Source organism: Staphylococcus sp. GW823-FHT05F06, assembly GCF_058795495.1.
In genome coordinates this window covers 68,792-84,883 of record NZ_JBXAHW010000008.1, presented here as the reverse complement: position 1 = coordinate 84,883, position 16,092 = coordinate 68,792, and the positions used below count along the sequence as shown (strand labels likewise).

Annotated in this window: 18 protein-coding genes; 11 read left to right on the top strand and 7 right to left on the bottom strand. The window is 30.6% G+C overall.

The genetic code is table 11. From position 1 onward, the window contains the following. The first annotated feature begins 6 nt into the window (after window positions 1-6). On the top strand, window positions 7-966 hold the full coding sequence (locus tag AC1Q7N_RS06975) for a carbohydrate kinase family protein (RefSeq protein WP_002468351.1): 960 nt from the start codon (window positions 7-9) through the stop codon (window positions 964-966). 67 nt (window positions 967-1,033) lie between these two features. On the opposite strand, the gene agrA is transcribed toward AC1Q7N_RS06975, so the two are convergent. From agrA to AC1Q7N_RS06955, 4 genes are read right to left on the bottom strand one after another with little or no spacing between them, the layout of a single operon-like run. Beyond that, on the bottom strand, window positions 1,034-1,750 hold the full coding sequence (gene agrA, locus AC1Q7N_RS06970; RefSeq protein WP_001829999.1) for a quorum-sensing response regulator AgrA: 717 nt from the start codon (window positions 1,748-1,750) through the stop codon (window positions 1,034-1,036). 16 nt (window positions 1,751-1,766) lie between these two features. After that, complete coding sequence (gene agrC / locus AC1Q7N_RS06965) at window positions 1,767-3,056, bottom strand: quorum-sensing sensor histidine kinase AgrC (RefSeq protein WP_002494641.1); 1,290 nt, start codon at window positions 3,054-3,056, stop codon at window positions 1,767-1,769. Between the two features lie 24 nt (window positions 3,057-3,080). Beyond that, on the bottom strand, window positions 3,081-3,221 hold the full coding sequence (gene agrD / locus AC1Q7N_RS06960; RefSeq protein WP_002468352.1) for a cyclic lactone autoinducer peptide AgrD: 141 nt from the start codon (window positions 3,219-3,221) through the stop codon (window positions 3,081-3,083). Between the two features lie 5 nt (window positions 3,222-3,226). Beyond that, on the bottom strand, window positions 3,227-3,790 hold the full coding sequence (locus tag AC1Q7N_RS06955; RefSeq protein WP_002468344.1) for an accessory gene regulator AgrB: 564 nt from the start codon (window positions 3,788-3,790) through the stop codon (window positions 3,227-3,229). A gap of 316 nt (window positions 3,791-4,106) precedes the next feature. Here AC1Q7N_RS06955 and hld point away from each other — a divergent pair, with 316 nt between their 5' ends. Next, window positions 4,107-4,184, top strand: coding sequence for a delta-hemolysin (gene hld / locus AC1Q7N_RS06950; RefSeq protein ID WP_002494082.1), 78 nt, complete (start codon window positions 4,107-4,109; stop codon window positions 4,182-4,184). 380 nt (window positions 4,185-4,564) lie between these two features. Here the strand turns inward: hld and AC1Q7N_RS06945 are convergent, their stop codons facing one another. Then, window positions 4,565-5,353 carry a carbon-nitrogen family hydrolase gene (locus tag AC1Q7N_RS06945; RefSeq protein ID WP_186311568.1) on the bottom strand — a complete coding sequence of 263 codons (789 nt, stop codon included), beginning with the start codon at window positions 5,351-5,353 and terminating at the stop codon, window positions 4,565-4,567. A gap of 351 nt (window positions 5,354-5,704) precedes the next feature. Here AC1Q7N_RS06945 and sdrH point away from each other — a divergent pair, with 351 nt between their 5' ends. Then, window positions 5,705-7,081 carry an MSCRAMM-like protein SdrH gene (gene sdrH / locus AC1Q7N_RS06940; RefSeq protein WP_162158392.1) on the top strand — a complete coding sequence of 459 codons (1,377 nt, stop codon included), beginning with the start codon at window positions 5,705-5,707 and terminating at the stop codon, window positions 7,079-7,081. Window positions 7,082-7,140: 59 nt separating this feature from the next. Here the strand turns inward: sdrH and mroQ are convergent, their stop codons facing one another. Beyond that, entirely contained in the window at window positions 7,141-7,881 is a 741-nt protein-coding gene (mroQ, locus tag AC1Q7N_RS06935) for an intramembrane glutamic endopeptidase MroQ (protein ID WP_001830367.1), read from the bottom strand. 174 nt (window positions 7,882-8,055) lie between these two features. Here mroQ and groES point away from each other — a divergent pair, with 174 nt between their 5' ends. The 3 genes from groES to AC1Q7N_RS06920 all read left to right on the top strand — a co-directional run bounded on the left by groES (window position 8,056) and on the right by AC1Q7N_RS06920 (window position 11,470). Beyond that, the gene (groES, locus tag AC1Q7N_RS06930) at window positions 8,056-8,340 is read left to right on the top strand and encodes a co-chaperone GroES (RefSeq protein ID WP_001830378.1); all 285 of its coding nucleotides are present in this window, start codon (window positions 8,056-8,058) and stop codon (window positions 8,338-8,340) included. 55 nt (window positions 8,341-8,395) lie between these two features. After that, on the top strand, window positions 8,396-10,015 hold the full coding sequence (groL, locus tag AC1Q7N_RS06925; RefSeq protein ID WP_145376445.1) for a chaperonin GroEL: 1,620 nt from the start codon (window positions 8,396-8,398) through the stop codon (window positions 10,013-10,015). 417 nt (window positions 10,016-10,432) lie between these two features. Continuing rightward, the gene (locus AC1Q7N_RS06920) at window positions 10,433-11,470 is read left to right on the top strand and encodes a cell surface protein (RefSeq protein ID WP_492713007.1); all 1,038 of its coding nucleotides are present in this window, start codon (window positions 10,433-10,435) and stop codon (window positions 11,468-11,470) included. A gap of 429 nt (window positions 11,471-11,899) precedes the next feature. Here AC1Q7N_RS06920 and AC1Q7N_RS06915 read toward each other — a convergent pair whose 3' ends face one another. Then, window positions 11,900-13,186 carry an aminotransferase class I/II-fold pyridoxal phosphate-dependent enzyme gene (locus tag AC1Q7N_RS06915; protein ID WP_002494631.1) on the bottom strand — a complete coding sequence of 429 codons (1,287 nt, stop codon included), beginning with the start codon at window positions 13,184-13,186 and terminating at the stop codon, window positions 11,900-11,902. Window positions 13,187-13,379: 193 nt separating this feature from the next. Here AC1Q7N_RS06915 and AC1Q7N_RS06910 point away from each other — a divergent pair, with 193 nt between their 5' ends. The 5 genes from AC1Q7N_RS06910 to pmtB all read left to right on the top strand — a co-directional run bounded on the left by AC1Q7N_RS06910 (window position 13,380) and on the right by pmtB (window position 16,080). Next, window positions 13,380-13,475, top strand: a complete 96-nt coding sequence (locus AC1Q7N_RS06910; RefSeq protein WP_002440392.1) for a Trp-rich small protein — start codon at window positions 13,380-13,382, stop codon at window positions 13,473-13,475. Window positions 13,476-13,661: 186 nt separating this feature from the next. Further along, complete coding sequence (locus tag AC1Q7N_RS06905) at window positions 13,662-13,832, top strand: SE1626 family protein (RefSeq protein WP_001832481.1); 171 nt, start codon at window positions 13,662-13,664, stop codon at window positions 13,830-13,832. Between the two features lie 316 nt (window positions 13,833-14,148). Further along, complete coding sequence (pmtR, locus tag AC1Q7N_RS06900) at window positions 14,149-14,526, top strand: PSM export ABC transporter transcriptional regulator PmtR (RefSeq protein WP_001830364.1); 378 nt, start codon at window positions 14,149-14,151, stop codon at window positions 14,524-14,526. Continuing rightward, entirely contained in the window at window positions 14,526-15,440 is a 915-nt protein-coding gene (pmtA, locus tag AC1Q7N_RS06895) for a phenol-soluble modulin export ABC transporter ATP-binding protein PmtA (RefSeq protein WP_001830432.1), read from the top strand. The genes pmtR and pmtA overlap by 1 nt, the downstream gene beginning before the upstream one ends. Further along, entirely contained in the window at window positions 15,421-16,080 is a 660-nt protein-coding gene (gene pmtB, locus AC1Q7N_RS06890) for a phenol-soluble modulin export ABC transporter permease subunit PmtB (protein WP_002494112.1), read from the top strand. Before pmtA ends, pmtB begins: the two co-directional genes overlap by 20 nt. Window positions 16,081-16,092: the final 12 nt, after the last annotated feature.

Sequence of the window (16,092 nt, the reverse complement as noted above, 5' to 3'; positions counted from 1 at the left end):
TTTATAATGAGACGTCTATTTGCTATTGGAGAGGCATTAATTGATTTCATACCAAACGTAACGCATTCAAAATTAAAAGATGTTGAACAATTTAGTCGACAAGTTGGTGGCGCACCGTGTAACGTAGCGGCTACAGTAAGTAAATTAGGTGGAAAATCAGAAATGATAACACAACTAGGGAATGACGCGTTTGGTGATATCATTGTAGAAACAATTGAACAACTTGGCGTAGGTACGCAATATATTAAGCGAACTAATAAAGCAAATACTGCATTGGCATTTGTCAGCCTTCAAGATGATGGTCAAAGAGATTTCTCATTTTATCGTAAACCTTCTGCAGATATGTTATATCAACCTGAAAATATTGATGATATTCAAGTATTCCAAGACGATATTTTACATTTTTGTTCTGTAGATTTAATAGAGAGTGACATGAAATATGCCCATGAGAAAATGATTGAAAAATTCGAGTCAGTAGATGGTACTATTGTTTTTGACCCTAATGTACGCTTACCTTTATGGGAAGATAAACTCGAATGTCAACGTACAATAAATGCGTTCATACCTAAAGCACATATTGTTAAAATATCTGATGAAGAATTATTATTTATTACTGGTAAGAGGAATGAAGATGAAGCGATTCAATCTTTATTTAGAGGTCAAGTTAATGTAGTGATTTATACACAAGGAGCGCAAGGTGCAACTATTTATACCAAAGATGATTATCGTATTCATCATGAGGGGTATCAAGTACAAGCAATTGATACAACTGGTGCTGGTGACGCATTTATAGGTGCTATTATTTATTGCATACTCGAGTCTCGGCATTCTGAATGTAAAGATTTATTTAAGGAAAAGGGCAAGGATATACTAGCGTTTAGTAATCGTGTCGCAGCACTTACAACAACGAAACATGGTGCTATTGAAAGTTTGCCAACAAAAGAAGATATAAAAGACTATAATTGATTTAAAATATAAGAAATAAGTCAAACACCCATCTTTACAATTTCATATCGTAAAGATGGGTGTTTCATTATATTTTTTTAACATTACGTACTGAAGCGAAACAATTTTCGCCATTCTTAAAGTAAACAATACGTTCTTTTGAGTCAATAGATTCAATATTATGCCTGTTTATCACAAAACTGTTATGACATCTAAAGAAACGTTCATCAAGCTGTGCTAATTCCTTTAAATTTCCATAAAATTCAATTTGTCGATTATCAAGATGTGCAATGAGCCTATGAGATTTCGTAGATGATTCAAAAAACATAATATCATCATATTGAACGTATACTGAATTACTTCCCCGCTTTAACTCAATCGTATCTACATTACTTTCTTTTGATAATAATTTGAGTCGTGTATGTGCTGTTTCAAGACAATCTATGATTCTCATTTTTAATTCAGATGGATCATCTTTAAAAATAAAATCCATAGCAGCCACTTTATAAACAAATGTCAAATAAGTCAGCTCACTGTGACTGGTTACAAATATAATATTACCAACAGGATCATGTTTACGAATTTCACTGGCTAATTTAATACCGTTCATATCAGCTTCTAATTGAATATCAAGGAAGTAACAACCAATGTCATTAAGTTCTTTTGATTGCTCTAAGACCTCATAAGGATCATTTGTTGCTAAAGCTAACTCCATTGGCTTTTCTTCAATCATTATGTAGTTTTTAATGATTGATACCATATGTTCTCTTTGTCTTTGGTCATCTTCACAAACAAAAATTTTCATTTAATTCTACACATCCTTATGATTCCTTATTATTTATTTCTACTTTTTGTACAAAGTAACCATTTTCGATGACAGTATCTAATAAAACATTCTCGTTTGAGTCTGTCAGTTCTTTTAAAGTTGATAAACCTAAACCGCGATTATCACCTTTAGTAGAAAAACCTTGTTCAAACAACTCATGAATTTTAGGGATATCATCACTACATTTATTCATAACGATAAAAGTGACAGATTCCTCATTATCAATGAATGCGATATTGATGAGTGGTTCCTCAAGATTTTCTGAAGCTTCAATAGCATTATCAACTATAATACCGATAATACGACTAAGCTCAACAGTATTCATATCGATACGATCAATTTCATCAGGAACCTCAATACTAATTGGAATACGTTTTTCTTGAGCTTGAATAATTTTAGTAGTAATCAGCCCTTTAATTTCTCTCACTTTCAACTTTTCAATACCATTCATTTTAATAGAGCGAGTTTTTAATTTATCTTTCATTGGAACGATATTTTCATTAAAATATTTACGTAATCCAGGCATATCATCTTCTCTAATGTAATCTGAAAGAGTGGTGAGGATATTCACATAATCATGTCGGAACTTACGCATTTCATTGTTAATGCTTTCTATACGTAACGTGTATTCATAATATGCTTCGATTTCTTGTAGCTTACGTTTATATTTCATTTCACGTAGGGCGAAAGCCGATAACAATAATATAACTAAACTCAAAAATACGATAACAGAAACAAAAATGATGGCATAAAATTTCAAACTATTATTTTCTTGTAAATTAGTTTGTGAAATTATATAGAAGTATATAAAAGCAATAGCTAATACAAAAGATATAATAAAGTAATATCTTTTGCTTATATATAAATAAATATACCTAAGCTTAATTAATAAGTGTTTAAATAAATGCGCCAAAATTAAAGATAAAATGATATAAATTAATAAATGAAAGATAGTAAATAAATAAATATTATGTATTATATCTTCAGTATATAAAGAGATGACTACTGTAATAAAATTTGTTAAATATGACAACAAAGTACTCATTAACACAATAACTATAGAATACCATCTTACTTTTGAATAGAAGAAAATTATAATCATTATTACTACAAGTACAAGTGCTTGGCTTGCATAAACATTATATAATATTGCAGAAAGGATTATAATTCCAGTAATGAAAATATAATCCTTTCTTACAAATTTAATATTAGCAATAGTTTTTATAACCCAAACCAAAAGAAATATCTGTATAGCTGCAAATAATAAAAAGTTAAGCTCATCCATTGAATACACTCTTTCTACTAAATTCTACTCATCGAGTTTAGTTAATTCTTCTGGCACTTGTGGCTCATCGAGATAACTAGCACAAGGGTTGTATTTTGCTGCGTTACCAATTACTGCCATAAAGTTAGAAAATAATTTTAAAAGTAAGCCACCTAATAAATTCATATCTGTTAATCCTCCTTAGGAAAAAATACTGGTAAAAGTGTAATAGACTCTATTACAACACCCGAGATTACATTTTTTTTGAATACTTCTTCTAGTGTTAAAGCGATTGTTATGATTATGATAAAACTTAATATGGAGAGTACCTTTTTCTTCTTAAGTAAATGTTTAGGTATAGGTTGTTTCTTTGTTGCAGCCGGTGCAAAAGATATTACTAATAAAAAACTAATTATGGCTAAAAAATAAAATATATTTGTACCAAGAGAAAAATGTAGCACTAGCCAAGGTATAAATATAAAATAAAGAATATTTTGTATATGACATTGAAGAGATGTTTTAGCATGTGCACCATGAGCAAATATTCTTAATAGAAAGTAACTAATATGAGTTAAAAATGTAAAAATGAGCAAATCAAAAAAATAAGATAGTCCATATAGAACCACTGTTTTTTCAATATTACCAGCAACGACCTGCATCCCTAAACGAACTTTTAGAAACTGTATGTGATCTAAGTTATTTTTACGTTGTAAATATTGAGCAAATTGCTCAATTTTTTTATCGATGATTTTCACTTGTTTACTACTCTCCTCAAGTGTCATTATACAATTTTGCGCAACATTTTTTAGAAAGCATGCCTAACTGTTAAAAAAATATACCTAAGTGTTTTAATTAAGTGCTATTAGATATTTTACCATATTTAGTTTTACAGTTGAGTACTAAATATTGCTATTTACGAAATTTTAATCTTTAAATGGAAAAATCATGTTTTAATAGACTCATATCACAGAGATGTGATTGAAAGATAGTTGAAAAATTTGCTTAATCTAGTCGAGTGAATGTTAAATTCATTCGTATCCATTACCTTAATTCGAAAGGAGTGAAGTTATAATGGCAGCAGATATCATTTCTACAATCGGTGATTTAGTAAAATGGATTATCGATACAGTTAATAAATTCAAAAAATAATTTTTGAATGAGTCTATTGTAACTTTTGTAACTTTGTTTTCTTCGTATAATTAATATTATTAGTGAGTTGTTGAGCCATCCCAACTTAATAATTTACTAATATAAACTAAGCAAGTGAGAAGCATTTGCTAGTAGCTGTAGTTTCCTTGGACTCAGTGTTACGTATTATTCTTAGCTACCTTAAATAGGTAATTATTTCTAGCATGTAAGCTATCGTAAACAACATTCAATTTATCATGTTAAATAGATAAATTCACTAAAATTTTTTCATAATTAATAACATCCCCAAAAAATAGATTGAAAAAATAACTGTAAAAACATTCCCTTAATAATAAGTTATCAAGCCGTGAGTCTCTCCCAAGCTCACGGCTTTAACTATGCTATTTATAAAGATGTGGTTTTAGATTTCTGAAAACTGGAATATATTCTCTTTGTTGATCTACTAAGTCTACATTGATATGTGTTGTTAGTACACCTTCTTTATCATCTAAATGGTCTAAAATTTCACCATTAGGATTAATGACAATTGAATTTCCAGCATAATTGGTGTGACCATCCTCACCACAACTATTACAAGCTACAATAAAAATATCATTTTCGATTGCTCTCGCTTTTAGTAATGATAACCAATGATCTAGTCTTGAGCTAGGCCACCACTGCGCTACATAAAAAGCAATTTTAGCACCTTTTCTAGCTGGATAGCGCAATATCTCTGGAAATCGCAAGTCATAACAAATGATTTGCGTCACAAGTGTTTGATTAGATAAATAAAAAGGTTCAGGGACTACATTTCCACCACATAAAAAGTCTGGCTCACGTAACATTGGCACGAGATGTATTTTGTCATATTCATTAATCAATTCTCCGTTTTTATTAATTGCAAAAGCAGTATTATATATATGGTTTTCTCTTATATTTGACACTGAACCTGCAATGATGTCTACATTAAATGTATGTGCCAAATCTTTTATAAAGAGAGAGCTGTTTTTAAGATTTTTATCAGCTTTTTGTTCTAATTCTTCTAATGCATAACCGTTATTCCACATTTCTGGAAGCACGACGACACTGGTATCTTTATCTAAATATTGATTAAACTTAGTTTTGATATTTTGCATATTTTTATCAACATTTCCACGTTCTACATTGAATTGAAGTATTTGGATTTTCAATATATTCACCCGCCTATCGTTTTAGTTATAAGATACTAAAATTGCCAGTTAAAGGCAAAATTTCATTTAAAATATCTAAAATTTAATCATGTTAATCTATACATACAACTATATTGAACTAACATAAATTTTGAAATTTTGTTAGGCTTAGGGTAAAGCTTTAGCTTACATTTAATTATCAAGTAATAATTAAAATAAAAATATTCTTGAATTCTGTTGTTTACAAATAGTTACTTTTACGTTTCAACTTTATTAATATTAATTTTCAATAATCATATTTAAATGCAAAATGCTTAGTTTTTTTATATACTTGAACTAACAAAAGATTGTAATGGGGAGGTGGTTGAATTTATGAAAAAGTTTAACATTAAACATTCATTTATGCTTACGGGCTTTGCTTTCATGGTAACTACATCATTATTCAGTCACCAAGCACATGCTGAGGGTAGTCATCCTATTGACATTAATTTTTCTAAAGACCGGATTGATAAGAATACAGCTAAGAGTAATACTATCAATGAAGTGAATGACACTAGTCGCACAGGAAATAGTATGAATTCGGATAATGATTTAGACACAGATATCGTTTCAGATAGTGATTCAGATTCAGACATTGACACATATTTAGATAGTGATTCGGACTCAGATTCAGACAGTGACTCTGACTCAGATAGTGACTCAGATGCAGACAGCGATTCGGACTCAGATAGTGACTCAGGTGCAGACAGTGACTCGGATTCAGATAGTGACTCAGATGCAGACAGTGATTCGGATTCAGATAGTGACTCAGATTCAGATAGTGATTCAGACTCAGATAGTGACTCAGATTCAGACAGTGACTCAGATTCAGATAGTGACTCGGATTCAGGAAGTGACTCAGATTCAGATAGTGATTCAGACTCTGATACAAGTTCAGGTAAGGGTTCACATATCGGAAAAAAACCTGGTAATACTAAAGGAAATACAAATAGACCTTCTCAAAGTAATACGAATCAACCCCAAAGGCCTAAATACAATCAAACAAATCAAAACAATATAAACAATAATATTAGTCATACACGTACTAGTGGAGATGGTGCGCCTTTTAAACGTCAACAAAATATTATTAATTCTAATTCAGGTCATAGAAATCAAAATAATATAAATCAATTTATATGGAACAAAAATGGCTTTTTTAAATCTCAAAATAATACCGAACATAGAATGAATAGTAGCGATAATACCAATTCATTAATTAGCAGATTCAGACAATTAGCCACGGGTGCTTATAAGTACAATCCGTTTTTGATTAATCAAGTAAAAAATTTGAATCAATTAGATGGAAAGGTGACAGATAGTGACATTTATAGCTTGTTTAGAAAGCAATCATTTAGAGGAAATGAATATTTAAATTCATTACAAAAAGGGACAAGCTATTTCAGATTTCAATATTTTAATCCACTTAATTCTAGTAAATACTATGAAAATTTAGATGATCAGGTTTTAGCTTTAATTACAGGAGAAATCGGCTCAATGCCAGAACTTAAAAAACCTACGGATAAAGAAGATAAAAATCATAGCGCCTTCAAAAACCATAGTGCAGATGAGATAACAACAAATAATGATGGACACTCCAAAGATTATGATAAGAAAAAGAAAATACATCGAAGTCTTTTATCGTTAAGTATTGCAATAATTGGAATTTTTCTAGGAGTCACTGGACTATATATCTTTAGAAGAAAAAAGTAATAAAATAAGCATCTCGCCATGTATGATAATTAATTTATACATGATGAGATGCTTTTATTTTAAAATATAAGATGGAATATAAATGTTGCTTGTTCTTGCAATTTTTTAATAGAATCTCCACCCACAACTTGAGTTAATACAACCGAACCATTCATAAGCATGTGTATGCCTATAGGTACAGCAATTCGTTTTGTGTAAACATAAGCAAGTGAGAAAATGACTCCCATTCCAAAATATACCGGTATAAATTTGAAGTCATTATGTGCTAAAGCGAATATTAGAGAACTTACTATAGAAGCAATGATAAAGCTTACCACACGTGATCCCTTTATAAAGTTATACAATTCTCCGAAGATAACTTTACGAAAAACGTATTCCTCTAAAATGGGACCTACTATGGATATTAAAACGATAAATATCGGCATTTGCTTAGCAATAGCCATTAACCTTTCAGTGTTTGGACTTCTTTGCGGACTGCCATTGATGGCAAATAAAATTATACTGATGATGATTTGGTAAATCATCACAATACAAAATCCTAATAGAACCCAGGCGAAAATATATCTTTTAGGTTCCTTATGTCCTTGTTCTAATTGAGTAGGATTTTTAATGGTTGCTTGCATGAAAATGATTAACAATGCAGCGATGATAAAGATAGATACTTGCATGATACTCATTGTTTGGGCAGTTTGCATTTTAGACATATCTCCAAGTAAATGGCTACCTAAAACCAACCCAGGTAGTATTTGAGCTAAACCGTAGAATAGAACGGTTAATAGGGATACCCATAACCTTTTCATAATTTCCCTCCATCTATATATGTATATTATGTATTTTATCGTAAATAAAGGTTAAGTACAAAATTAATAATCCTTTTGGCTTGATATATTGACCAATTTTGATTAATATTAAAATCAGATTAGCACTCTATATATCAAAGTGCTAAATCACATGTAAATGAAGGAGGAACAATCATGCTTAAACCATTAGGAAATCGTGTGATTATTGAGAAGAAAGAGCAAGAACAAACAACTAAAAGTGGCATCGTTTTAACAGATAGCGCTAAAGAAAAATCAAATGAAGGTGTGATCATTGCAGTTGGACAAGGTCGTTTATTAGACAATGGCACACAAGTTGCTCCTCAAGTCAGTGAAGGTGACACAATCGTCTTCCAACAATATGCAGGTACTGAAGTAAAACGTGGCGACAAAACATATTTAATTTTAAATGAAGAAGATATATTAGCTATTATAGAATAAAGAGCGAATTTTAAATATTAATTAAATGATTTAATAAGTGGAGGTTGTTTAGACTATGGCAAAAGATCTTAAATTCTCTGAAGATGCGCGTCAAGCAATGTTACGTGGCGTTGATAAATTAGCAAACGCTGTAAAGGTTACAATTGGACCTAAAGGGCGAAATGTTGTTCTAGATAAGGATTATACAACACCTTTAATTACAAACGACGGTGTAACAATTGCTAAGGAAATAGAGTTAGAAGATCCATATGAGAATATGGGTGCAAAATTAGTGCAGGAAGTTGCGAATAAAACAAATGAAATCGCTGGGGACGGTACAACTACAGCAACAGTTTTAGCACAATCAATGATTCAGGAAGGTCTTAAGAATGTTACAAGTGGTGCAAATCCTGTAGGCTTAAGACAAGGTATTGACAAAGCAGTGCAAGTGGCTATAGAAGCGCTTCATGAGATTTCTCAAAAGGTTGAAAATAAGAACGAGATAGCGCAAGTTGGAGCTATTTCAGCAGCAGATGAAGAAATCGGTCGCTACATTTCTGAAGCAATGGATAAAGTAGGTAACGATGGCGTTATCACTATTGAAGAATCAAATGGGTTTAATACAGAATTAGAAGTAGTTGAAGGAATGCAATTTGATCGTGGTTATCAATCACCATATATGGTAACTGACTCAGATAAAATGATAGCTGAATTAGAACGTCCATATATATTAGTAACGGATAAGAAAATTTCATCATTCCAAGATATTCTTCCATTATTAGAACAAGTTGTGCAGTCTAGTCGACCTATTTTAATTGTTGCGGATGAAGTAGAAGGTGATGCGCTTACTAATATTGTTTTAAACCGTATGCGCGGAACATTTACTGCTGTAGCAGTTAAAGCTCCAGGATTTGGTGATCGACGTAAAGCAATGTTAGAAGACCTAGCAATATTAACTGGTGCTCAAGTCATTACTGATGATTTAGGTTTAGAACTTAAAGATGCATCTCTTGATATGCTAGGTACTGCAAATAAAGTTGAAGTGACTAAAGATCACACAACAGTCGTAGATGGTAATGGTGATGAAAATAATATTGATGCTCGTGTAGGTCAAATTAAAGCGCAAATTGAAGAAACTGATTCAGAGTTTGATAAAGAAAAATTACAGGAACGTTTAGCAAAACTAGCTGGTGGCGTAGCTGTTATCAAAGTAGGGGCTGCAAGTGAAACAGAACTTAAAGAACGTAAACTAAGAATTGAAGACGCATTAAATTCAACACGTGCAGCGGTGGAAGAAGGTATCGTTGCTGGTGGTGGTACTGCGTTAGTCAATATATATCAAAAAGTAAGTGAAATTAAAGCAGAAGGTGATGTTGAAACAGGTGTTAATATCGTATTAAAAGCATTACAAGCACCTGTTAGACAAATTGCTGAAAATGCAGGATTAGAGGGTTCAATTATTGTTGAACGTTTAAAACATGCTGAAGCGGGCGTTGGTTTCAATGCAGCAACAAATGAATGGGTTAATATGTTAGAAGAAGGTATAGTAGATCCAACTAAAGTAACTCGTTCAGCGTTACAACATGCAGCAAGTGTAGCTGCTATGTTCTTAACAACTGAAGCAGTCGTTGCTAGTATTCCAGAGCCAGAAAATAATGAACAACCTGGAATGGGTGGCATGCCAGGTATGATGTAAATATTTTATTGATTTTAGACATCAATATAAGTATTTAATTTAAATTACTATCAAGCCTCTCAAAAGTTGAATAGACTTTTGAGAAGCTTTTTTAGGTATGGGTTAAAATATTCGTAATTAAAAAATCATCAGATAAATCACTATATAGTAAAGTTATAATGTTTAGTCAGTAAAACTCTAAGAAATCAACGATTTTAATGCAGTTATAAAAGTGTTATTTCAATGTTGAAAGTAATAAAAAGTCTTTAGTATTATTAGGGGAAATTAAATTGTGAAAAATTAAAATACATGATATATTATAAATTAAATAACGTATTGTGTATATTTTATCGATTATGCTCACACTGTAAATCAGTATCATAAGCATTTGATATCGAAGTTTAATTTAAATCAAAAAATTAGGAGGCACATACAACTATGAAAGACAACAAACCTAATAATTCGAAATTAATTCAAACATATTTAAGTAAGAAAACTTTAAGATATGGTACAGCAAGTGCATTAACATTGGCACTCTATTTATTTAACAGTAACGTAACTGTGTATGCGGATGAAAATACTGCAAACCAAAATCAAGGAACATCACCAAAAACTTCACAGACAGCACCTACAAATAATACTGAAAATACAGATGCCACAGCCATAACAACAGATCAAAATAATAATGATGAAGAAGAATACGATGCGTCATATGAACTTCCAATTCTTTATGTAACTGTCTGGCTAGATGATCAAGGAAATATTATTAAAGATGCTGTGGAAGATGCTAAAACCCCTGCTTCAGAAAGGCAACCGGTGAAAATTCCTGGGTACCAACATTATAGAACTTCTGTGAGTGACGGAATTACTAAGTTTATTTATCGTAAAATTAGCACTGCACAATCACCTATAGTTGAAAATAATCAACAAGATAATAATACAAATAAAGTTGTTGAAACAACCAATCAAAATAAAGATGAAGTGAATGGAAAAGAACAAAATCAAGCAAATACTTCAGTAACAAATACACAAATTACCAAAAACGAGAAAGACGAAGACACAAAAACACTAAAGAAAGATAAAGACGAGAAAGAATCTAAAGACAAAAAAACACCAAAGAAAGATAGAGAAGAGAAAAAACCAGTAATACCAAGTAACGGTAAAGTCGAGAAAGACGAAGACACAAAAACACCAAAAAAAGACAAAGAAAAGAAAATCACAAAAACTTTGAAGAAAGATAGAGAGGAGAAAAGCCCAGTAATACCAAAAAGCGGCAAAGACGAGAAAGACACAAAAATAACTAAGAAAGACAAAGAAGACAAAATTACAACAACTTCCAAGAAAGATAATAACAATGATGTACAAGATAAATTACCGGAAACAGGTAAAACAAAAGATATTCAAAATCCTGCTTTAATAATGTTACTTACTGGATTAGGTTTATTAGGATTATTTAGAAATAAAATAAGAGAATAGTTAGTCATAGAGTGTGGATGTACAATCCACACTTTTTCTATATTAAAAACTTAAAGAATAGGGTGGCGAGTGTAGTTATTTGATAAATAATCATTGTAGAAAAATCACAGATACTCAACTTCGAGATAATGGAGATAGAAATCAAAAGTCAAAAACTAATGTACTGAGTATCAATTTATTCGTTTTAGCTTTTGTACTTAAATCACACAAAAAGAAAACAATAAATTATTAAAGTGTCGACTAACGAAATTGTGAATATTCTTAAAAATTATATCCGAAGAAAATAATAATTAATATTTTTTTGTACATATAATGTCATATCAAATTAAATTAAAAGGTTTTATCACATAGTTTTCAAGAGCATAAAAATCAAGATAAGAATAGAACTAGGATTATGAATGCTCTCTATTCATAATCCCAGCCTCAAACTTATTTAATATCATCAATTGCATTAGCAATAGACTCAAAGACATAAGGAATATCTTCTTTTTCTACACAACTAAAGGCAATACGAATATCTGTGCTATTTAAAGCAATAATACCAATTGAATAGTTATTAATTAAATGTTCACGTAATTCTTCTGGATCGACTTGATTTAATTTCAATGACATAAAGTATCCTGAATTAAAGTCATAGGCTTGCCAATATTTGGCATATTTATTATCATACACTACTTGTTTAGTTACTTCGTAGCGTTCTTTTAAAATATTGATATTTTGATCGATTTCTTTATCAAATTGCTCATGATGTTTAAGTACATGTTTGATTGCACTTTGAGAAGGTAGTGGAGAACTTGAAATATTGCTACGAATTAATCCTTTTACTTTAGCTTCTAGCGCATTTTTTAACGTTTCATGATCAATTCCAAACGTCATAAAGCCAACGCGGAACCCCCAAGAGAAGAATTCTTTAGTAGCTCCATCCAAACGCACTGGTAAAAGGTTTGAAGATTTCACCTGTGTTAAAGCCGTGAAAATCGACTGTTGGTAAACTTCTTCATAAAATAACCCATAGTATGCATCATCGACAACAGTTACTACTTTAGTACCTTTATTAGCTAGTTCTTCAATTGCATTTACAATAGTATTAACTTCTTCTTTATTTGGTGTGTAACCAGTTGGGTTATTAGGATAATTTAAAATAATAATCACTTTGTCTTTTTTATATTCTTTTAATGTTTTTACAAGTTCAGATGTAGTGAAGTGACCTGAGTTATCAAAAATAGAATACGTATCGATATGAGCACCGTGACGTGTGCTAAATACAAGTTTATAATTGCCCCAGTTGTGTGTCGGTAATAAGACGGTATCATCTGTATCTACAAATAAATCAGCTACTAGAGAAAGACCGTGCGTGAGAGCATTTGTAACGATGGGACGAGAGATAGATTTAGACTTTAAGTCGGGATTTTCTTTAAGCATTTTTTTCTGCCATAAATCACGTAATTCCTCTACACCTTGAGGAGGTGCATATGGGAAAATTTCATCCGGTGTAAGGTCATTAAACATTTGGTTAAGTGAATTTGCGTACATTTTACCTTCTTTTTTGGTTGCCATACCAATAGTAGCATTATATGTTGTGCGTTTTGCTTCGGCAGATTGCGATAAAATTCCTTTTGGATAAAACATATCTTTACCTAATTGTGACATCATATCTAATACTTCTGGACTTGATTGCTTTATTTCATCATTCAATTTTTGGGCTAATGGATTCATCATTGTCTTAACCTCTTTTCAATAATGTGTTTATATATATATTATCTTGTATTGCTTTAAAGATAAAGGGTTGTACTAAAGATATAAATTAAAAATTATCTATCAAAAACAGAACATACGTTCTGTTTTTATGTTAAACTATTGATAGGTCATCATATTATATGACACTCATCTTTTTGGGAGGTGTAGTATAATGACGTGGTGGCAAGATGGAATCATTACATTAATTACCGGTGGCATACTCATTGTCTTTCGTATTTGGTTGGAAATAAAATGGAAAGGCAAATAGATGACCAAAAAACCCCAAGTCTGCTGGTACCAGACTTGGGGTTGTGTAGTATAATACGTGGATACAATTAAATTGTAACATTGTACTAAATAGACCGCAAACAATATTATATAAAGTGATGCTATTGAGTGTGGTTCATAGTTTTGTTTTAATTTGATATACTTTTATATTACTGAGGTGAAATAAATGAAACACTTGACTAAAATATTTGTTGGATTAGCTATTGTACTATTTATAGTAGGGTATTATTTACAAGCGACAGATCACGATTCACAAGGTATAAAATTATTGTTAGCAGCAATTATGTTTATGATTTGTGCTTTTATTAATAGACATAATGAGCGTAAAAAAAAATAGATACATTCATATGATAAAACTTCAAACATTATTTTAAGTTTTAAGTATATTAAATCAAACAGATGAAGTTTGTTTTGCTATTTTAACAGTAATTTTAAAAGAATTTTAGTAATTGCTTTACGAAATTTGGTGAAATATTTAATTTTAGGGTGAAATGTAGAATTCAAATGAATTCAGTTTCATCCTTTTTGTATATAGATGATATATACAGTATATTCCTGATGAAATAGAGATTTCTACTAATTTTTCGAAATCACTTTACAAAAGTGTGTATATTGTATATATTATGTATATACAGAAGAAAAGGGGGACATCAATGAAAATAATTTTGAAGAACAATAGTGAAAGTCCTATATATGAACAGATTAAGCAACAAATTAAAGAAAATGTTTTGAAAGGTTATGTTTCCCCTGGTGAACATCTTCCATCAATGCGTGAGTTAGCTAAAGATTTAAAAGTGAGTTTAATAACGACAAAACGAGCATATGAAGATTTGGAAAAAGATGGATTTGTAACAACTATTAGAGGTAAAGGAACCTTTGTAAAGGAACAAGATAATTCTATTCTAAAGGAAAAGCAATTTTTTGTTATTGAAAATTTAGCTCACTCTATGTCAAAAGAAGCCAAAACAATTGGAATGCCTTTAGAGGAATTAATAGAAATATTGACTATGATTTATGAGGAGGACGACTAATGAACGCGATAGAACTTAAAGATGTTAATTATCGATCTAACGCATTTCAATTGCAAGATGTCTCCTTCAATGTTCCTAAAGGATATGTTACAGGTTTTATAGGTGGAAATGGTGCGGGGAAAACTACAATAATACGATTAATTATGGATTTAATTCAATCTGAAAGTGGTACAATCTCTGTTTTTGAGAAAGATATAAAAATTCATCCTCGTGAAATAAAAAATAAAATTGGATTTGTGTATTCTGAGATTTATTTTAATCAAAAATGGACAGTAAAAAAATTAGAAAATATCATTGCCCCTTTTTATGATCGTTGGGATCATGAAATATTTATAAAGTATTTAAAATTTTTTCAGCTGCCATATAAAAATAAAATAAAAACTTTCTCAACCGGTATGAAAATGAAACTATCGTTAGCAATTGCATTCAGTCATCATGCAGAATTATTTATCTTAGATGAACCAACTTCAGGGTTAGACCCATTAATAAGAAATGAATTACTTGAAATTATTCAACAAGAATTGATAGATGAAAATAAAACAGTTTTCTTTTCAACACATATTATTTCTGATTTGGAAAAAATTGCAGATTATATCGTTTTTCTCAGTGAGGGTGAAATCATATTCAATGAGTCTAGGGATAAACTATCGCAAAAATACAAAATCGTTAGTGGTTCTAATGAAGACTTAGATGAAGAGTTGGACGAACTTTTGATTTACAAAGAAAGTAAGCAAACAGGCTATATTGGTTTAACAGAATATTATCAAACATTTAATGAATTGTTTGGTAGTGGTGTTGAAATAAAAGATGCATCTATAGAACAATTGATGATTTATTTAGAAAAAAGTAAACATAAACGAAATACAAATTCAAAATACAAAGTGAGATTTAACTATGAAGCAATTAATGATTAGAAACTTAAAATTACGTAGTTGGACACTAATTATTTACGCATTATTGCTTTTATTCTTTCCCATTTATCATTTGTTAAATAAAGATACACCACTATATTCAATTATCTCAGGACCAATCGGATTAATACTGACGATGATATGTTTGATAGATATAGGTCATTTATTCAGAGTTAATCGTAGATTAGGTGGTTCATCTTCATATTATTTCTTTTATAGTTTGCCTGTATCAAAGAGAGATTTGCTTAACGCTAATTACATGACATGCATTTTATTAACTTTTATAGGTGCGCTTATCATTAGTTTATATGGATACAACACAAGCACAATAAAAACAGATTCGATTTATTTTTCGACGACTTTTTCATTCATAGTAGGGAATTTCTTTTCTATACCTATAGCGTTTAGTAAGAGTACTGAACGTAAAGATCGAGATATTCCATATATAGCTTATATTGTAGGAATTATGGTGGTTCTGCCATTTACTTTATCGGTCATTTTTATCTTAATCAATTATCTTACACACAATGATAGCCATATCCCAATGATATACTCATATTTCTTAAATTATGGTCTATTAGTTGTAAGTAGCATTTTCTTAGTCATTAATTATTTGATTCAAATTAAAAAAATAAAGTATTAACATTTTTAAGGA